The organism is Arsenophonus nasoniae (assembly GCF_004768525.1).
In the GTDB taxonomy this organism is placed as follows: Bacteria; Pseudomonadota; Gammaproteobacteria; order Enterobacterales; family Enterobacteriaceae; genus Arsenophonus; species Arsenophonus nasoniae.
On sequence record NZ_CP038613.1, the window covers coordinates 2,140,986 to 2,159,940 of the forward strand.

17 protein-coding genes are annotated in these 18,955 nt (G+C 36.7%); 8 read left to right on the forward strand and 9 right to left on the reverse strand.

The window, feature by feature from the left end; all coding sequences use genetic code 11:
* Positions 1-41 precede the first annotated feature (41 nt).
* Positions 42-218 (forward strand): hypothetical protein, encoded by a 177-nt coding sequence (locus tag ArsFIN_RS26345; RefSeq protein ID WP_167876686.1) that lies wholly within the window; start codon positions 42-44, stop codon positions 216-218.
* Positions 219-437: 219 nt separating this feature from the next.
* Positions 438-632 carry a hypothetical protein gene (locus ArsFIN_RS10820; protein WP_135677717.1) on the forward strand — a complete coding sequence of 65 codons (195 nt, stop codon included), beginning with the start codon at positions 438-440 and terminating at the stop codon, positions 630-632.
* Here the strand turns inward: ArsFIN_RS10820 and ArsFIN_RS10825 are convergent.
* Positions 577-1,809, reverse strand: coding sequence for a tyrosine-type recombinase/integrase (locus ArsFIN_RS10825; protein ID WP_135677718.1), 1,233 nt, complete (start codon positions 1,807-1,809; stop codon positions 577-579). The genes ArsFIN_RS10820 and ArsFIN_RS10825 overlap by 56 nt on opposite strands.
* Positions 1,810-2,510: 701 nt before the next feature.
* Here ArsFIN_RS10825 and ArsFIN_RS10830 point away from each other — a divergent pair.
* Both ArsFIN_RS10830 and xseA read left to right on the forward strand, forming a co-directional pair.
* Entirely contained in the window at positions 2,511-2,999 is a 489-nt protein-coding gene (locus tag ArsFIN_RS10830; RefSeq protein ID WP_167876687.1) for a hypothetical protein, read from the forward strand.
* Between the two features lie 74 nt (positions 3,000-3,073).
* The gene (gene xseA / locus ArsFIN_RS10835) at positions 3,074-4,423 is read left to right on the forward strand and encodes an exodeoxyribonuclease VII large subunit (RefSeq protein WP_026822567.1); all 1,350 of its coding nucleotides are present in this window, start codon (positions 3,074-3,076) and stop codon (positions 4,421-4,423) included.
* A gap of 73 nt (positions 4,424-4,496) precedes the next feature.
* Here xseA and ArsFIN_RS10840 read toward each other — a convergent pair whose 3' ends face one another.
* Both ArsFIN_RS10840 and ArsFIN_RS10845 read right to left on the reverse strand, forming a co-directional pair.
* Positions 4,497-6,557 (reverse strand): S9 family peptidase, encoded by a 2,061-nt coding sequence (locus tag ArsFIN_RS10840; RefSeq protein ID WP_210409072.1) that lies wholly within the window; start codon positions 6,555-6,557, stop codon positions 4,497-4,499.
* Positions 6,558-6,864: 307 nt separating this feature from the next.
* Positions 6,865-9,144 carry an NADP-dependent malic enzyme gene (locus ArsFIN_RS10845; RefSeq protein ID WP_026822569.1) on the reverse strand — a complete coding sequence of 760 codons (2,280 nt, stop codon included), beginning with the start codon at positions 9,142-9,144 and terminating at the stop codon, positions 6,865-6,867.
* Between the two features lie 406 nt (positions 9,145-9,550).
* Here ArsFIN_RS10845 and ArsFIN_RS10850 point away from each other — a divergent pair, with 406 nt between their 5' ends.
* From ArsFIN_RS10850 to dapE, 3 genes are all read left to right on the forward strand, one after another.
* The gene (locus ArsFIN_RS10850) at positions 9,551-10,171 is read left to right on the forward strand and encodes a response regulator (protein ID WP_026822570.1); all 621 of its coding nucleotides are present in this window, start codon (positions 9,551-9,553) and stop codon (positions 10,169-10,171) included.
* Between the two features lie 262 nt (positions 10,172-10,433).
* A complete protein-coding gene (locus ArsFIN_RS10855; RefSeq protein ID WP_026822571.1) occupies positions 10,434-10,808 on the forward strand; it encodes an ArsC family reductase in 375 nt (124 codons plus the stop codon).
* A 2-nt stretch (positions 10,809-10,810) separates the two neighbouring features.
* Positions 10,811-11,947, forward strand: coding sequence for a succinyl-diaminopimelate desuccinylase (dapE, locus tag ArsFIN_RS10860; RefSeq protein WP_026822572.1), 1,137 nt, complete (start codon positions 10,811-10,813; stop codon positions 11,945-11,947).
* 44 nt (positions 11,948-11,991) lie between these two features.
* Here dapE and ArsFIN_RS10865 read toward each other — a convergent pair whose 3' ends face one another.
* The gene (locus ArsFIN_RS10865) at positions 11,992-12,369 is read right to left on the reverse strand and encodes a DUF454 family protein (protein ID WP_026822573.1); all 378 of its coding nucleotides are present in this window, start codon (positions 12,367-12,369) and stop codon (positions 11,992-11,994) included.
* A 79-nt stretch (positions 12,370-12,448) separates the two neighbouring features.
* On the opposite strand from ArsFIN_RS10865, the gene ArsFIN_RS10870 reads away from it, so the two are divergent.
* Positions 12,449-12,640, forward strand: coding sequence for a YpfN family protein (locus ArsFIN_RS10870; protein WP_026822574.1), 192 nt, complete (start codon positions 12,449-12,451; stop codon positions 12,638-12,640).
* Here ArsFIN_RS10870 and ArsFIN_RS10875 read toward each other — a convergent pair.
* From ArsFIN_RS10875 to bamC, 5 genes are all read right to left on the reverse strand, one after another.
* Positions 12,621-14,651 (reverse strand): tRNA(Met) cytidine acetyltransferase TmcA, encoded by a 2,031-nt coding sequence (locus ArsFIN_RS10875; protein WP_026822575.1) that lies wholly within the window; start codon positions 14,649-14,651, stop codon positions 12,621-12,623. The two genes, ArsFIN_RS10870 and ArsFIN_RS10875, sit on opposite strands and share 20 nt — an antisense overlap.
* On the reverse strand, positions 14,651-15,103 hold the full coding sequence (locus ArsFIN_RS10880) for a DUF441 domain-containing protein (protein WP_026822576.1): 453 nt from the start codon (positions 15,101-15,103) through the stop codon (positions 14,651-14,653). The genes ArsFIN_RS10875 and ArsFIN_RS10880 overlap by 1 nt, the downstream gene beginning before the upstream one ends.
* Before the next feature lie 124 nt (positions 15,104-15,227).
* Positions 15,228-16,106 carry a KPN_02809 family neutral zinc metallopeptidase gene (ypfJ, locus tag ArsFIN_RS10885; RefSeq protein ID WP_026822577.1) on the reverse strand — a complete coding sequence of 293 codons (879 nt, stop codon included), beginning with the start codon at positions 16,104-16,106 and terminating at the stop codon, positions 15,228-15,230.
* Positions 16,107-16,916: 810 nt separating this feature from the next.
* A complete protein-coding gene (purC, locus tag ArsFIN_RS10890) occupies positions 16,917-17,630 on the reverse strand; it encodes a phosphoribosylaminoimidazolesuccinocarboxamide synthase (protein WP_026822578.1) in 714 nt (237 codons plus the stop codon).
* Between the two features lie 272 nt (positions 17,631-17,902).
* Complete coding sequence (gene bamC, locus ArsFIN_RS10895) at positions 17,903-18,952, reverse strand: outer membrane protein assembly factor BamC (RefSeq protein WP_026822579.1); 1,050 nt, start codon at positions 18,950-18,952, stop codon at positions 17,903-17,905.
* Positions 18,953-18,955: the final 3 nt, after the last annotated feature.

An 18,955-nucleotide genomic window follows, 5' to 3' on the forward strand; every position in this document is an offset into this window, starting at 1 on the left:
TTTGATTGATCGGATTTAGATAAAAAGTGGATCAGTTTTCGGTGATCGTTGACAAGATTGCCCATGCCGATGTCGTCATTGACCCGCAAATCAGGTTTAAACGTGGCGAATTAGGCAATATTCATTTAGGCGGACAAGAGCTACTAGTTATTGGCACTATCATAGTGCCAGCTCTTATGGTTTATTTGGGGGTATTTCTCGATACCTTGAAGAAGTAGCATAAAGAGAATAAGCATTATCCCACCTGAATTTTCCTACTCTAATTAGCAATATCGAAAGGTAAGCATTTAGCTATTAAAAAAGACCAGCGCAAGGCTGGCCAACACCAGGGAAAATCACGTTGTGAATAGCAAACACACAACAAAGAAAATCGTAACAAAAAAATCAATCACTGTATATAAAAACAGGTGTAAAGATGTAATAAAGGAGAAAATCCTATGAATGAATCCCCTTTTGTCAAAACCAGTGAACTGGCAAAAAGGTACAAAGTGACAATTCACACCATTAGACAGTGGGCGGGTAATGGAAAACAACGGCGTGACGGTTTTCCACGCCCTCGGTTTAGATCTAATGAGCTTAACTTTGCCCAGCAGGATATTCTGGATTGGGAGATGGGTAAACGATTTGATTAACTTTATTCCACCAGCGCTCATAAGCCTCTCGCTGCTCTTCCAGGTAGGTGTGCTTATCGTATACCTGCCAAACCCCCGGTAATTTATGCCCTAACATGATCTCAGCAACATGGGGCTGGGTTAACTCCGCAACCCCCGTGCGCATGGTTTTACGTAAATCATGAATTGACCAGTGAGTATAATTCTCAAATTTGTGAGCCATTTTTTTGTTCAAGCCGTTGACAAAACTAAGGTGCCCACCCATACATAAAGCTTTACCCTCTGATACTGTGAACAAATAATAACTGCCATAACTCAATTTTTTAGCTGTTTTTATCAATACCTCTGCCGCTGGAATAATAGGCCGGATAATGGGCTTTTTGCTTTTCCGCCCTGTTTTATGATTCTCAGGTGGCACTGTCCATATTCCTTTAGTGAAATCGAAATCGGCCATTTTCGCTTTTAGCAATTCCCCTATCCGGCAGCCAAACAACAACGCCAGTTTGATTATCAGGGCATTTCTAGGGTTATAGTCTGGTGCCTCAATTAACGCAAATAATACTCTGAGTTCATCTTCACTTAATACCCTTTCCCCCTGTTGCACTTTTACCCCTAAATCTTGAGGTGTTACATCGATAAGTGGATTTAAAGAAATAATCCCCCTACGTATCCCCCACCGATGGGCTGTTTTGGCATAACGTAAGATCCGCGCGCCAATTGTAGGTTTTACTTTTACCACCTCTTCAATTAGGGATAACCAAACATGCAAATGCGTTTCATCATGAGGCAAATTGCCTATCTTAGGGAAAACATAAATTTCAAATGACCGTAGTATCTCACCCGCTTTTACCTGTGCATTTTTAAGTGACTTCTCCCACCAATCCCTGATAACCGATTCAACCGTGTGTGCATCAATCGACTGTTGCTTTCGAGTGCGTTTAACCACTTTAGGATTTCTGTGCTGCTCCAGTTCACCTCGGTAAAAAAGCGCACTATCACGGGCATCTTTTAAGCTCATTGCAGGATACGTTCCAATATCTATTCGATCACCTTTTCCCCGCCAACGATAGCGATACTGGAAAATCACTTTACCTTTTGGTGTTACGCGAACTGATAAACCCTCTCTGTCTGATTTAGTCACCATTTTAGCTTGTGGCTTACCATTTACCGCTCTTAACCATGAATCACTTACCGCCATCTTTTTTCTCCTTGCGTCTTTTTTATATAATATTTTATGTACACCAATATGTACATAAATTTGATGACACAAGGAATATAATAGGTGACTGAAAACAGCTATTCTATGCTGAGATAAGAAATAAAAATGATATAAAACAGTTTATTATCTATAAAATATCTCCTATCGATGACGGTTAACGGCTATTACTGACATTTTAACTCTATTTATTAACAGAATGAGTTAATTAATTTCAAATCAAATATATATTTACTGTAATTAGGTATTTTTGTTAATTTATTCTGTTCTAACCATCACTTTTTAAAACTTATTACTTGTTTAAAATATGGGTAAAATTAACGGCTTAAACTAAGGAAAGTTATGTTCGCCATTAATAAAATAACCCCCAATCAAATATCGACTTACCAAACCGATATCCAAAGAGCCCCCCCCCTCTTTCATCTATTGAAAAACAGCATATTAACTTTCTGGATTCTCTCTATGCTAATGAGAATATTAGTCAACCTCTACATTCTTATGATGAAGCGTTAGCACTTTTAACCCCCATTTTTGATAAAGATTATGTTGAAAATAAATCTAAAATTAATTTTGTGTCAACAATGAATCGATTTAATCAATTAGAAGGTTATAAGAAGTGTCATTTTATTGATTGGTATAGTATTCAAGATTACCAATATAGCAGCTACACTTATTTAAATAGTATGTTAAAACTCGGGACAGCAGTTAATCATCATCACCCTTTAGTTGCCCAATTGAATTTATCTTTAATGCATTTATCATTATTCGATAACTATCATAGCCAATTTACACCGAGAATGGTTTATCGAGGTGAAGTCAGAAAAACGGCTGATATGATGTTTTTGCAAACTAATAGTTCTTATAAACTAGATACTTTTTTCAGTACCTATGAAATTCAAGATAAAGTCATACCATACCTAAAAGATAAAACAACATTAGCTAATGATAAAATTAATGTCTTATATGAAATTCAATATACTGAACCTTTAGTCGGCGCTAATATTTCCGCTCTATTAAAAAATGGCAAACATGATGTATTATTTTGGCCAAAAACGGAATTTATTATCACCGATATAAAATCTAATCCTAAAGATACAAATATAACTATACGAATGACAACAGCCAATCTTGAGCAATATGAATGGGATAATCATTTGCACTCTCTATTTTGATTCTATGTATAATAAAATTAATAGCTGCTAATATTAAGCCATTAATTTTATTTATAAGGTGGTGCTAACTTAATATGTTAACTTTAGAAAATAGTATAATTTACTCAGTTAGCCAACTTAATCAATCAGTTCGGCAATTACTTGAACTTCAACTTGGTCGAGTTTGGCTTAATGCAGAAATTTCTAATTTTTCTCAGCCTGCTTCCGGCCACTGGTATTTCACTTTAAAAGATGAAAAAGCGCAGCTACGTGCTGCAATGTTTCGTGGCCAAAATATTCGGCTCAATTTTCGACCGCAAAATGGCCAACAAGTGTTAGTTCGAGCGACGGTTACCTTGTACGAACCGAGAGGAGAGTACCAATTAATTATCGAAAATATGCAACCTGCAGGTGATGGATTATTACAACGACAATTTGAAATATTGAAACAGAAACTTTCAGCTGAAGGATTATTTGCTCAACATTACAAACAAGCGCTACCAATGCCGGCCAAACGCTTGGGGGTTATTACGTCAGCAACAGGCGCTGCATTACACGATATTTTAAATATATTAAAACGCCGCGATCCCTCATTACCTGTCATTATTTATCCCACCGCCGTCCAAGGGGAAGATGCTCCGCGACAAATTGTTCGTGCCATTGAGGTGGCCAACCACAGGCAAGAATGTGACGTACTGATTGTCGGCCGGGGTGGTGGTTCATTGGAAGATTTGTGGGCCTTTAACGATGAAAAGGTTGCACGAGCGATTTTTGCCAGTCAATTACCGATTATCGCTGCCGTGGGTCATGAAACCGATGTGACTATTGCTGATTTTGTTGCTGATTTACGTGCCCCGACGCCCTCAGCAGCAGCTGAGCTAGTAAGTCGTAACCAACAAGAATTACTTCGCCAACTACTTGAACAAAAACAGCGACTCGAAATGGCGATGGACTATTTCTTGGCACGTAAACTACGTGTCTTTAGTCAATTACATCATAAACTACAACAACAACATCCTGAACTGCGGATAACACGACAACAAAATTATCTAATCCAATTACAACAAAAACTTGTTAGCGCCACCCAACACTATTTACAGCAAATTAATCGTCAACATTATAGCCTTGAACAACGTTTAATACTGTGTGATCCGCGACCACAATTACAAACTTGTCGTCAACGTTATATTCAACATGAATTCCAACTAAAACAATTGATTAATCAAACATTAAGTCAATATCGAGAAAAATTTGCTATTAACTGTTCCCGCCTTGAAGCAGTAAGTCCATTAGCAACATTAGCACGCGGTTATACTATCAGCGAATTACCTAATGGCAAGGTTTTAACCAATACACAGCAAGTAGATGTCGGAGTAAAATTAAAAACGCGCTTACAAGACGGCTGGCTTGAAAGTAAAATTTTATCTATCAATAAAATTGCTTAACTCAAACAAATCATCATACATAAAAATAGATTTATTAGCCTTATATTAAATTATTATATAAGGCCACAAAAATTTATTGGATATCAAAATCAGGGAAATATTTTTTATTATCATCTAGCATCAAAATAAAAGCATATTCTAGTGCCGTATCCTTTAAGCGGTTAAAACGACCCGATTGTCCACCATGTCCGGCTTTCATATTTGTTTCCAGCAATAAGACAGTATTACCCACTTTATATTCCCTTAATTTAGCCACCCATTTTGCCGGCTCCCAATATTGGACTTGAGAATCATATAGACCTGTCGTAACCAATAAATTGGGATAACGTTGATGCTTAATATTATCATAGGGGCTGTAAGATTTTAGTCGAAAATAAGCTTCTTGTTCAGCAGGATCACCCCACTCATCATATTCTCCAGTTGTTAATGGAATAGAGGGATCAAGCATCGTCGTCACTACATCGACAAAAGGAACTTGAGCAACAATGCCTCGATACAGTTCCGGTGCCTGGTTAATTACCGCCGCCATCAATAAACCACCAGCGCTGCCGCCCATCGCATAAACCCGTTTTGGGTCAGCATAACCCTTGGCAATCAATATCTTAGTTGCATCAATAAAATCACTAAAACTATTAGCCTTATTTTCAACCTTACCTTGCTGATACCAAGTTTTACCTAAATCACCGCCGCCACGAACATGGACTAATGCATATACAAAACCCCTATCTAACAAACTCAAACGTGGTGAACTAAAAACCGGATCTACATTGATACCATAAGCACCATAACCATAAATCAAAATAGGATTTTTGTTTTTTTGCCATAGATCTTTACGATATACTAACGAAATAGGCACTTTTGTCCCATCTTTTACTCGAATCCAGATACGTTCACTGGTATATAGTGACTGATCAAATTTATTAACTTGTTGTTGTTTTAGTAATTCACGTTGCCCTGTTAGCATATTTATCTGCATAACAGATATTGGTGTAGTTAGTGATGAATAGCCATAGCGTAAAGTCTCACTATCAGGCTCTGGATTATAACCAATCCACGCGCTATATACCGGCTCATCAAATTCAACCATTTTTTGCTGTTTTGTCTGCCAGTCTATCTGACGAAGATTAACCAATCCATTGTGACGTTCTTCAACCACCAACCAACGGTTAAAAAGGGCAAAATTTTCTAAATCGATCTCTTTATTTGGTGCAATCACCGTTTGCCATGGCTGTTGAATTGACTGTGTGACATATAAGCCAAATTGCTCCGATTGATGGTTAGAGCGAATATAGAAATTATCACGAAAATGATCTAAGTCGTACTCACGACCTGTTTGACGTGGTGAAAATACTTTAAGCACTTCAGCGGGGTTATTGGCATTAATTAATCGATATTCTGATGTTTCTGTACTGCTAATCGACAGCAAGATATACGCTTTTGAGCTACTTTTAGCGATGCTCAAATAAAATCTATCGTCACTCTCCTGATAAACTTTTTTATCTTCAACACCCTCTTTTCCATATTGATGGCAATAGACTTGATAAGGTAACAATGTTTGAGGATGATTACTAATATAATAGAGTGTTTGATTATCATTAGACCATACAATATTACCAGAAGTATTTTTAATGACTGCATTCTGCCATTTTTTACTATCTAATTGTCTAAATGAAACCTCAAACTGACGACGCCCTTGGAAATCTTCAACAATTGCCAAACGATTATTATCTTCAGAAACAGCAATACCACCCAATGAATAAAATTGATGTCCCTTAGCACGCTCATTACCATCAACTAATATCTGCCAATCACTATTTCGATTAACAGGCTTACGTTGATAAATAGGGTAATCTTGACCTTCTTGATAAAGGGTACGATAAATATAACCATTATAAATATAAGGCACCGATTGATCCTGTTGCTCCATACGAGCGACCATCTCACCGTATAGTTGTTCCCTTAATGCGGTGCCTGATTTTAATACCGTATTGGTATAATGATTTTCCTCAGTCAAATATTTGATAACTTTTTTATTTTTTCTTGTATCATCTCTTAACCAATAATAATTATCAATGCGGGTATCGCCATGTAACACCATTTTATGTGGTTGCTTTTCAGCCATTGGAATTATCATTTTTTCTCCTGCAAAGCTGGTAAACGCGATGATATTTAACAACCAAGTCATTAGTACAAGGTTTAAATATTGATAAGAAAAGTGCTGGTTTAATTGCATCATTATCAAGAACACTCTGTTGGCAATTTCTAAGTTATTTAATAACAAAAATTTAATAAATAAAAGACAGCCAGCGCAATTAATTAACCCACCTTTTAAATAAATATCTAAATAATTAACTTAATTTATAGCGCTATTTTTATTGTCGTCACACAATAAACCTCTGTAATGGATATTACAGAGGTTTAAATCAGTGGCTAATTTTAAACTATAATGGCTGAGTTTGTGCTTCTGCTGCAGCAAGAGCCACCATGTTTACGATACGTCTTACCGATACAACCGGTGTTAATATATGTACTGGTTTTGCTACTCCCATTAATACCGGCCCCACAGTGACTCCATTAGAACTTGTAACACGAAGTAAGTTATAACTAATACGTGCAGCTTCCATATTAGGCATAATCAATAAATTAGCCGATCCTTTTAATGTACTATCCGGCATAATATCTCGTCGAATGCTTTCAACTAACGCTGCATCGCCATGCATTTCACCATCAATTTCCAAGTTAGGATCGGCACGTTTAACTAAGGCCAATGTTTTACGCATTTTTTGCGCCGATGGACAGTCTGATGAACCAAAACTTGAGCGTGATAATAGAGCCACTTTAGGCTCGATGCCAAAACGCCTTACTGCCTGTGCCGCCATTAGTGTAAGTTCTGCCAACTCTTCCGGTGTAGGATTATCATTCACATAGGTATCTGCAATAAAAGTATTTCCTGTTGGCAACATAAGCGCATTCATTGCACCTGCTACCGAACTATTCTGCCGGAAGCCAAGCACATTTTTTATAATGGTAAAATGTTGATGATAACTACCTATAGTACCGCAAATCATACCATCTGCTTCACCTTGGTGGATCATCAATGCACCAATTAACGTTGGATTATTGATAACTTCTCTACGCGCCATTTCTTGCGAAACCCCATAGCGCTTCATTAATTGATAATATTGTTGCCAATAGGTTTTGAAACGCGGATCGTTTTCATTGTTAATCAACTCAAAATCTTCACCAATTCTAATTTGTAACCCAAGCTTCTCAATCCGCTTTTCAATAACACTGGGTCGACCAATTAAAATGGGATAAGCTAAATCTAAAGATATTAATTCCTGTGTTGCATGCAATATGCGCTCTTCCTCACCTTCCGCTAACACAATCCGTTTTTTCTCTTTGCGGGCCAAAGAAAAAATTGGCTTCATAAATAGGTGGGTGCTATAGACAAATTCATTAAGCTTTTCTATATAAGAATTAAAATCTTCAATGGGTCGTGTCGCTACACCTGATTCCATCGCTGCTTTAGCGACTGCCGGCGCAATCTTAACGATTAGCCGAGGATCAAAAGGTTTTGGAATAATATAATCAGCACCAAATTTTAACTCCTGATCACCATAAGCGGAAACAACAACGTCATTCTGTTCAGCTAATGCCAAATCAGCAATAGCCTGAACACAAGCTAGTTTCATCTCTTCATTAATGGTAGTTGCACCAACATCCAATGCGCCACGAAAGATGAAAGGAAAACAGAGTACATTATTTACCTGATTAGGATAATCTGAACGCCCAGTGCAGACAATCGCATCAGGCCGCGCAGCTTTTGCTAATGAGGGGAGAATTTCTGGTTCTGGATTGGCTAATGCTAAGATAAGCGGAGCATTAGCCATCGATTTTACCATTTCTGCCGTCAACACACCTGGCGCTGAACAGCCTAAGAAAATATCCGCACCTGGAATAACATCTGCTAAGGTACGTAATCCATTATCTTCGATTGCATAAGCGGCTTTGGTTTCATCCATCAGTTCATCGCGGCCACGATAGATAACCCTTTTTGAATCACAGACAATAATATTGCTACGATCAAGACCTAATGCAACCAATAAATTCATGCAGGCAATAGACGCTGCACCAGCGCCTGAAACAACTAAACGAACTTGTTCAATTTTTTTATTAACAATGCGCAAACCATTCAATATTGCGGCGGTTGAAATAATGGCCGTACCATGCTGATCATCATGGAACACGGGGATTTGCATTTTTTCCCGCAGCTTTTTCTCGATATAAAAACATTCTGGTGCTTTAATATCTTCCAAATTGATCCCGCCAAAGGTTGGCTCCAATGCAGCAATAACATCTATTAGTTTATCTGGGTTAGATTCGTCTATTTCTATATCAAACACATCAATGCCGGAAAATTTTTTAAATAAAACACCTTTGCCTTCCATAACGGGTTTACCGGCCAAAGCACCTATATTTCCAAGGCCTAATACTGCCGTACCATTAGAAACGACAGCCACTAAATTAGCCTTAGCCGTGTATTTGTAAGCGGCCAAAGGATCTGCGGCAATTTCAAGACAAGGGTAAGCAACACCGGGAGAATAAGCAAGGGCCAGATCGCGTTGTGCCGTTAATGGCTTAGTGGGCGTAACTTCAATTTTACCTGGTTGGGGAAACTCATGAAAATCAAGCGCACTTTGTTTTAATTTTTCATCCATTGTGTGTGTCCTTAGAGAATTTTATTAGCAAAAAACATCCCCATTATAATAATCTCTATCAATGAAATCATGACATATGCAACAATTCCGATAGAAACTAGAAAAACATAAACATCATATCAGCAAAAATAACATAACTAAATAATATTAAAATTAAAATGTAAAACTAATTACATTTATAATATTAATTTTTTCATAATTATAAAATTTAAGATTATTGAATTTAAAATTATTAAATTCCATGTGTTTTTTATTTAAGATAATTACCTTTTGGTTATTTCATTAATATTGTTTTTCTTATATTCTTGCACTGTTTCATTTTTTCAAAAAACTTTTAAGACTAATAATTAAAATCAGTTGTAAAAACACCATTTATTTCTACAGGCTTTTTAAAAAGGAATATACTATGTCTAATCATTCAATAATGTTGGTTGATGAACATCCCCTAATACGTCATAGTTTAAAACAACTCATTAAAGCTGCACATGAATTTAGTGTTGTTGCCGAAGTCAGTAATGGTATTGATGTTATTAATATAGCTAATCAATTAAAACCAGATATTATTATGATGGATATTAATATATCTAATATGTATGGTCCTGAAGTTATTCGTCAAATTCGAAAAGAAGGTATTAAATCTTATATATTAATTCTCTCTTTTTCTGCTAATAGAATTGATGTTTATAATGCTATCGATGCTGGAGCTAATGGTTATTTATTAAAAAATTGCGAATTAGATATGTTAGTTAATAGCCTAAAAAGTGCTGCAAATGGTTTACCGGTTTTTAGCAATCAAATTCATCAGTATTTAAATAATCGTCATCAATATCAAGATCCACTTTCTTCATTAACAAAACGTGAATTTGAAGTATTACGTGAAATTGCTAATGGATTAAAAAATAGAGAAATATCTAAATATCTTTTTATTTCTGAAGAAACAGTCAAAGTACATATTCGTAATTTATTGAAAAAGCTTAATGTGCGTTCTCGCTTAGAAGCCAGCCTAGTTTATATGCGCGCTAAATAAATATAGCATAAACAAAATATCACTAAAGGAAGAAGAAATGATTTATTAATAAAAAATCACATTACACATAGTATATGTATATGCATTACTTAATTAATGCATCATTTTATATGATGTAAAATATATTTTATTAAATATTTTTATATTCGATTTCTCATAAATTTAATAAGTATTGTGCTTAATTGTAGCCTTATATAGATTATTATCGCATTTTGCAGCATTATAGAGATCTTAGTGCTTCATATCCAAAAAGGAAATTATGATGTCAACATCAACAAGTTACGTACTTTATGGTATAAAAAATTGTGATACTATTAAAAAGGCGCGTCAGTGGCTCGATAATCATCATATAATCTATCAATTTCATGATTATCGCACGGATGGGATCTCAATTGAATTACTCGAAATTTTTATTCAATATTTAGGATGGGAAGCCTTGATCAATAAACGTGGTATGACCTGGAAAAAATTGTCCGATGAGCAAAAAGCGAATATTATTGATGCCACAACTGCTAAAGAGTTAATGTTAAAATATCCAGCAATTATTAAACGCCCATTATTAACAACTACCAATAACGATTATCTACTTGGATTTTCAATAGACGAGTATCAACAATTTCTGCATCACAGAGGCTAACTATGATTTGTCCTGTTCTTAAGCTTGCGCAACAACTTATTCAACAACCCTCTGTTAGCCCCAATGATCATGGCTGTCAAACTATTTTAATCAATCGATTGAAAAAAATTGGTTTTTCAATTGAAGTCATGCCCTTTGACGATACCGCCAATCTATGGGCATATCATGGGGAACAAGGTGAAACGCTAGTTTTTGCTGGACATACCGATGTTGTTCCGGCAGGTGCAACTCAGAATTGGCGTTATCCTCCTTTTACACCAACATTAAATAACGGACTGCTCTATGGCCGTGGAGCAGCCGATATGAAAGGTTCCCTTGCGGCAATGATTGTTGCCGCCGAAAGATTTATTATTGATTTTCCCAACCATGCTGGCCGATTAGCCTTTTTAATTACCTCAGACGAAGAGGCTAAAGCGACTAATGGAACGGTAAAAGTGGTTGATAAATTAATGATGCGCAACGAACAAATTGATTATTGCATTGTAGGTGAACCGACTAGCCAGGTTAAGCTTGGTGATATTATCAAGAATGGTCGGCGAGGTTCACTAACCGCCAAACTCACCGTCCAAGGAATCCAAGGGCACATCGCTTATCCACATTTAGCCAATAATGCAATACATAGTTCATTACCTTTTTTAAATGAACTGGTTAATAAAAAATGGGATGACGGTAATGCTTTTTTTCCTCCCACCAGCATGCAAATTTCCAATATCCATGCTGGCACTGGCAGTAATAATATTATTCCTGGTGAATTAGTTATACAATTTAATTTTCGCTTTAGCACCGAGCTCACCGAGCAACAAATTCGCCAGCAAGTTGAAACAATCCTAAAAAAATATCAACTTAATTATAAAATTGAGTGGTCATTATCCGGTCATCCTTTTTTAACAGAAAAAGGCAAATTAATTAATATTGTTAGCCAGGTCATAGCGCAATATTGTGGCTATCAACCTCAGCTATCAACCGATGGCGGCACATCTGATGGCCGTTTTATTGCTAAAATGGGTGCACAAATTGTTGAATTAGGCCCTATAAATGAAACCATTCATAAAGTTGATGAATGTGTAAGCGTTGTTGATCTACAGCAATTAAGCCTTATTTATCAGCAAATTATGCAAAAAATATTATTACCGGCATAAAATTTTAGTTAACTAGCTTTAATCTTAATCCGATAAAAATTGGACTAATTTTTCGACCCATTGATTTCTGGCAATCTTGACATATAACCGAGTAATATCACTAAGATAATTAATAGTCCCCCTCTGATCCACCAAGCTTTTACTAACCAAAGTGAGAACATAAAAGTAAATAAAATAATAATAATTAGCTTAATTTTAACGCCTTTAGGCAACGCTTTATGCTGTTGCCAATGGCGAATATATTGACCAAACCATGAGTGATAAAGTAACCAGTGATGAAAACGTGGCGATGAGCGAGAAAAACACCAGGCAGCTAATAGCAAAAAAGGGGTAGTAGGTAATAAGGGTAAAAGTAAACCAAATGTCGCTAAGACAATACTAATCCAGCCCACAATAATAAGTAAAATTCGTTGTAAATGCATACTGAAATCAATAATAGTTATACGATAAAGAAAAACAGAGTATACTTTTATTTACTACATTTGCTAATGGAAAAAGTTTATGCATTGGTTAGCTGATTACTGGTGGATTATCATTCTGATCCTGATTGGTATTATCTGGAGCGCTGTCAAACAGATGCAAAAAATTGATCCTAAACGTTTTTTAGATAATAAACCCAAACTTCCTCCTCATCGTGATTTTAATAACAAATGGGATGATGAAGATGACTGGCCTAATCAAAAGAAGCATTAACCCATGATTTAAGTTTTTCTGCTCGCTGCCAGTCTAATTCTAATAATGCGTCTGCAATATCATTGCGCACCTGTTTTAACCATATTTTTTGTCCTGTCAATTTTAACTGCTGACAACATATCTCAATAGATAAATTATGTTCACAATGAATTCTAGTCGCTTTTAAAGGCAGTGACGACTGCATTAATAACCGTCGAATTGCTGAATAGCTAGCTGAAAAACTTCTATTGCCGTAAGCAAAGCCGGCCAAAACCTGCCAATCTTCATCATTTAATTGATCATCTTTAATCGCTGCTAGTGTTAAACCAGTTAACTGATTGATATAAAAAGCGTCCCGCTTTAACAAATACTGCGCTCGTGACACCCATTGTCTAGCCTTTGGTGATAAGGGCAATACCGCCATAGCAGTATAAAATCCACTGGTCGCTTCTTTACGGCTACCGACCCTGACCAAATGAAAACCATTTTGCTGCCATAAGGCCTGCAACTGTTCACAATAGCCAAAGCTAACAGAAAGAAAATCTTTTCCCTCGTTAATCGCCTGCTGTTGACAAAAAGTGAGTAATTTTGTTGCTACACCCTGGCGACGGAAAGCAGCAATAACGGCTATACGGCTTATTCGCTGAGAATTCATTTGTGCCGCTTGCGGAAAATAACTGTGTGCTGCTAAAGATTGAGCAACTAAATTACCGCTAGGTCGACGCCGTCCAGCCCATACTTCATGAGCAAGCGATGCAGATAGTCCCCCTTCATCAACTAACCATAATACCGCTAGCAGTTGTTTTTTTTGTTGCGCAACCAATAAGTGCATTCCTTGCGCATCCAATAAACGTCTTAAATCAAGGGGTGAAGTACGATAATGCGCGTTAGTCAGCAAACTATAAATGGCTGATAATAATTGCGGCTTTTCAATCAATAAAGATTGCGTTATGAGTAACAACGTAATGTGATGGTTATTTAATTTAGTTATCGTTGTTGGTTTGGGTAAATATTCTTTTAATAATAAGCTATTATTTAACCAATTTTCCAATGGATCATTCGATGCCCAACGGATCGGAGTGGTTAAAGAGAGAATATGACATTGTGCTAATTGAGCACAAAGTTTTAGCAAAAATCCTCGCCCTGTACCTTCATAACCATCAACAGTCGTCGTAAACAGTAAGCGTGGAAAATAGTGTGTTAATTGATTTAATTGTCCAATCGGGAGCATCGCCGCTTCATCAACAATTAACCAATCAACTTCATGTGGTTTTTGTGATTGGCAATCAGCCAATAAATTATCAATTGACCAATAGCGAATTTTTTTGTTGGTATAGTGAGTTAATATCATTGACGCTGATTTTGCTGGTGCACAAACCCAACATGTCCCCTGCCACCGTTCAATCAGCATACCAGCCAAGGCAGATTTTCCTCTACCACGCGGCGCGACTAATGCCCAAATTCCTGCCTCCACAGTCAGTAGACGCTGCAAAATTTTTTCTTGTTCGATGGTTGGTTGGCCAGTGGGCTGATGCCAAGCCGTTAATTGGGGTAGCGCATCAGCAATAAAAGGTTTACCTTCACGCCATAGCAAGGCATTCGCATCTTGTTGTAGATGATATTTTAACCAAGAAACAAAATTTGGCACTGCTATTATCGACGCCATTTCATTCCAGCGTTGACTATCTTGATCTGGCTGCTGAGACCAGGTTGCCCATTCAGGTAGGCAAATAATAAGATAGCTACCCGCTTTTAGCGTCCCTGCCAACATTAGCAATGCTTCCGTATGAAGTCCCTTTGTGGCATCAAAAACACCATGTAAGAATTCTTGTCCTAATAGTGACGCCGCTTTTTGTGGCGGTATAGCATCAGGCCAATGCGGTGAAATGGTTTGCCAATCCCCAATCATCCCTTGTTTAAGCGCTATTAGCTGTTCAAGGATCCAGTTGCTATGACCACTTAACACCAGTAAGCGGCGTTGACCATGAATGGACAACTGAGATTGTAAATTAATTAGGCTGGTAATTGTCACTAAAACTTGCCAATCAATAAAGAGAGCAGACCTGCTGCGATTAATGGACCAACAGGAACACCACGAAAAGCAGCAACACCTATCACCGTACCAACTAATAATCCAGCAACTGTTGATGGTTGATTCGACATCAAAGAAACGCCTCTACTGCCTAACCAAGAGACTAAAATGCCAATCACTATCGCCAACAACGATTTCCAGTTAAAAAAAGCGTTAACAACCTCATGGGGTGAGATTTTGCCACTTGCGATGGGAGCCATTACACCAACAGTTAAAATCAAAATACCTATGCTCAAGCCATATTTTTCAATCCAAGGGAAAAAATTATTAAGCGGCGTAATGCGAACTACCAGCAAAAATAACATTGCCAGTGTAACCGTCATGTTATGACTAATTATTCCTAAGCCGGCCAACACTAATAAAATCAGCAAGGTTGGATCAAAATTACCCATAAAATTATTTACCAATAAAAATATATAATTAATTATCCTATCAATAAATCATGACTGAGCAAAATAAATAATAAAACTCTATTAGTCGCTACAAGGATGCTAACTTACAGCGACTTTTATCGTACTAAAGTGCGCCAAAAGTATTGCAACTTTTAAAATCACCACTGTCATAGCCTTTTTTAAACCAAGTATAACGCTGCTCTGAGGTACCATGAGTAAAACTATCGGGCACAATACGTCCCTGGCTTTGTTGCTGTAAACGATCATCACCGATTGCCTGAGCGGCAGCTAACGCTTGTTGTAAATCTCCTTCTTCTAGCAGACCTTGCTCGTCCATTTTATTCCCCCAAACGCCAGCAAAACAGTCAGCCTGAAGTTCAAGCTTCACCGAAAGCTTATTCGCTTCGGTACGACTCATACTTTGTTGCGCTTCTCTCACTTTCTGATCAATACCCAATAAATGTTGCACATGATGACCCACTTCATGGGCCACAACATAGCCTTGTGCAAAATCACCACCTGCCCCGAGTTTATTTTTCATCTCTTCATAAAAAGACAAATCAATATAAACTTTCTGATCAGCCGGACAATAAAATGGTCCCATAATTGCCTGACCAGTGCCACAGGCAGTAGTAGTATAACCTCGATAAAGTACTAATTTAGGCTCCGTATAACTACGCCCTACCCGACTAAACTCTTTTTGCCAGACATCTTCAGTTGAAGCCAATATAACTGAAGTAAAATCAGCTAACTGCTGATCTTTAGCACTGATCGGTTGGTAATTGGCTTGTTGAGAGGAATTGATGTTGGAGTCGCCTGTAATAAAACTGGTTAAATCGATACCATAATAGCCGGCAACGAAAACAACTACCAAAATGAATAAACCACTTTTTCCACGTAATGGCAACCGCATTCCACCGCCACCAAAAGGTGATCCCATTCTGCCCGATTGATTTCGTCGGTCTTCAATATTATCGCTTCTACGATGATCCCGCCAGCGCATATCATCTCCCAATATGACATGAATAATTAGCCCTTGATGGGATTATAGCGAATCATCTTGATTATTGTGTAATTATTAACTCTCAATAGGATAAATTTAATAAATTCATTTCAATGCTGCGGAACAAATAGAAAAGAGCTATGTAATAAAAACTAAGCACAAAAATTAATTGCAGGTCAAAGAGAAACGATAAAATATTGATGCACAACCGTATTGAATATTTGCATAATTACTGTTGTAACGGCGAGGATATCGTGACTAATCACTATCATAGCCAAATATGCTAAATTGATTTTTTCATAAGTATTGTAGACATTATTAACTATACTATTATCTAATTAATTTTTAATTTTGCCGTTATTTCAGTTAATAAATGGAATATTAAAATTCATCTATCTTATTGATAAATAACAACATAATTAACGCTAAAGAATTTAAGCCATGCATATAATTTAATTTTTTCATACCTAATTGCTTTATTTAGTTATATTTAACTATTTTAGTTTATTTAATAATAAAAATATTAATTTAACACGATAAAAATCCAGTAAAAACAATCACCAATTAAATTAAAAAGTAGCCAAAAAAAACATAAATTTCATATTTATAAAAAAGATTAAAATTTTACCATAGCAATTTACCCTGTAGTCTATTTATCTCGTTAATCTAATAAAACCCTGCGAGCAGCCAATAAATACATAAGCTGCTCTTACAAATTAATTATTAAAAGTAATAGCCAATATGAGCAATCAATAAAATAATGTTGGTTGTTAAGCAATCCCTTCTTGAGGTTTTTTGCCAAAAACTTCTTTAATCTAAGCAAACACCTATACGCTTAGCAACCTCTTCATAAGCTTCAATTAATCCACCTAGACGCTGACGAAAACGATCTTTATCTAATTTATCCTTGGTTTTTTTATCCCATAAACGACTACCATCTGGTGAAAATTCATCACCTAAGACAACTTGACCATTAAACAGGCCAAATTCAAGTTTAAAATCAACCAGAATCAAGCCTGCTTTATCAAAAATTGTATTTAATACTTCGTTTGCTTTATAACTTAATCGTTTCATCTCACGAAGATGCGCCTTGCTAACCCAGCCAAAAGTTTCACAGTAAGACTCATTAATCATTGGGTCATGCTGGGCATCATTTTTCAAAAACAGATCAAAAATTGGTGGCTCAAGCAACTTACCCTCTTCGATACCCAGCCGTTTAACTAATGAACCGGCTGCTCGATTACGAATTACGCATTCAACGGGGATCATGGTTAATTTTTTTACTAATGATTCAGTATCTGACAGTAAGCGTTCCATTTGGGTTGGAATGCCGGCTTGCGCCAGTTTTTGCATAATGAAATGATTAAATTTATTGTTTATCATTCCCTTACGTTCAAACTGCTCTATACGCTCACCATCTAGTGCCGATGTATCATTGCGAAATTCTAATACTAATAAATTAGGATCATCCGTAAGATATACGGTTTTCGCTTTTCCGCGATACAACTCAGCTTTTTTCTGCATTTTATTGACTCCGAACTTTGATCATTTTAATAAAAAAACGCTTTTATGGGACATTAAAGCAAGACGCAAACGTTTACTTCGTTAGATGAGTGAGAATAACAGATTAACGGTTATATATGTTAATTAAATAACTATAAAGGAAACATTTGTTAGCCCAAAACCCAGAGAATAAATAAAAAAACAGATGATCTATAGTGAATAAACCACTATAAACCATCTATCATTTATTTAGGCAATATTATAAGTAAGCGTAATAAACTCAGTTTTATTAACTAATTACTGCTCACTTTACTAAACGCCACTTTTAATGCCGCGACCATTTCATCATTTTGTTTTTGTGTTAAGGTGGTCCCTTTCACTGCCATAAATTGCAGACTACTACGATTATTCATATCACCCACTTGCAATTTATAATCGCCTTTTGCCATAGTTGGATTATCGACGCCAATCGCTTGCCAATCACTATCACTCATACCATTATAAGTGAGGTTAATCGCTCCCGTTGAACGACTACGATCACCAACTTGCATACCAATACTTTCAAGCACAGAGGGTAATCTATCCCAAACAACATCATAAGGTGCACGCACGATAATTTGCGGTAATCCACTGCTATCACTACCCGTTTGCACATCTATAATGGCATAACGACCCTGGGCATCAGAAAGGGTTGCGTTATTACGTAATTTATTTATTGAATCAATCAGCTCATTTAACATTAAAATATTATAGCGTTGGATTTCTACCGGATCGGCAATTGTCTCTTCACCCTGCTTTATGCCTTCATTAGTGACCGTGATGACTATTTGATTATTTTGTGGAGTCAACTGAATTTTGTGCCGAGTTTGTAGAGGAATATCTTCATCTCCTCGCGGCCAGGTAATCCAATCGGTTATCAAGAAATGGTCAGAATCATTTTTTTGCGTAACGTTAATCGCTTTTTGTGGCAAAATAGCGTTAATTTGCGACCAAAGAGCGCTGTTTTCAGCTGTATTACTTAAAAATAAGCGACTTGCTGTTGGACTATTTTCGGTATGGGTGTCACTAAGTAACGAAAGGGTTTGAATGGGAGGGCGAATATCTAATGCTTTACCTACAGAACCATTTTGATTAGCGGGCGGAATATCATATTCACCGTTTTGTAATGGTAACGACATACCTTGAGGAATAGTCAAATTTTTTAACGGTGGTGTATTTAAATATGACTCGTCACCACTTACTTGACGCTTATAACGTTGATTAGTCGTGCAAGCGACCAAAAATATCGCAAGTGACAGTCCTGCCAGCTTAACAGCTTTTGATTTGTGCAATAATGTTGCCATTAA

Excerpts from the sequence above, each read along its gene's own strand:
- ArsFIN_RS10820 (WP_135677717.1), top strand. The coding sequence starts at position 438 with ATGAATGAATCCCCTTTTGTCAAAACCAGTGAACTGGCAAAAAGGTAC.
- ArsFIN_RS10825 (WP_135677718.1), bottom strand. The coding sequence starts at position 1,809 with ATGGCGGTAAGTGATTCATGGTTAAGAGCGGTAAATGGTAAGCCACAA.
- ArsFIN_RS10830 (WP_167876687.1), top strand. The coding sequence starts at position 2,511 with ATGTTAAAACTCGGGACAGCAGTTAATCATCATCACCCTTTAGTTGCC.
- xseA (WP_026822567.1), top strand. The coding sequence starts at position 3,074 with ATGTTAACTTTAGAAAATAGTATAATTTACTCAGTTAGCCAACTTAAT.
- ArsFIN_RS10840 (WP_210409072.1), bottom strand. The coding sequence starts at position 6,557 with ATGATAATTCCAATGGCTGAAAAGCAACCACATAAAATGGTGTTACAT.
- ArsFIN_RS10845 (WP_026822569.1), bottom strand. The coding sequence starts at position 9,144 with ATGGATGAAAAATTAAAACAAAGTGCGCTTGATTTTCATGAGTTTCCC.
- ArsFIN_RS10850 (WP_026822570.1), top strand. The coding sequence starts at position 9,551 with ATGTCTAATCATTCAATAATGTTGGTTGATGAACATCCCCTAATACGT.
- ArsFIN_RS10855 (WP_026822571.1), top strand. The coding sequence starts at position 10,434 with ATGTCAACATCAACAAGTTACGTACTTTATGGTATAAAAAATTGTGAT.
- dapE (WP_026822572.1), top strand. The coding sequence starts at position 10,811 with ATGATTTGTCCTGTTCTTAAGCTTGCGCAACAACTTATTCAACAACCC.
- ArsFIN_RS10865 (WP_026822573.1), bottom strand. The coding sequence starts at position 12,369 with ATGCATTTACAACGAATTTTACTTATTATTGTGGGCTGGATTAGTATT.
- ArsFIN_RS10870 (WP_026822574.1), top strand. The coding sequence starts at position 12,449 with ATGCATTGGTTAGCTGATTACTGGTGGATTATCATTCTGATCCTGATT.
- ArsFIN_RS10880 (WP_026822576.1), bottom strand. The coding sequence starts at position 15,103 with ATGGGTAATTTTGATCCAACCTTGCTGATTTTATTAGTGTTGGCCGGC.
- ypfJ (WP_026822577.1), bottom strand. The coding sequence starts at position 16,106 with ATGCGCTGGCGGGATCATCGTAGAAGCGATAATATTGAAGACCGACGA.
- purC (WP_026822578.1), bottom strand. The coding sequence starts at position 17,630 with ATGCAGAAAAAAGCTGAGTTGTATCGCGGAAAAGCGAAAACCGTATAT.
- bamC (WP_026822579.1), bottom strand. The coding sequence starts at position 18,952 with ATGGCAACATTATTGCACAAATCAAAAGCTGTTAAGCTGGCAGGACTG.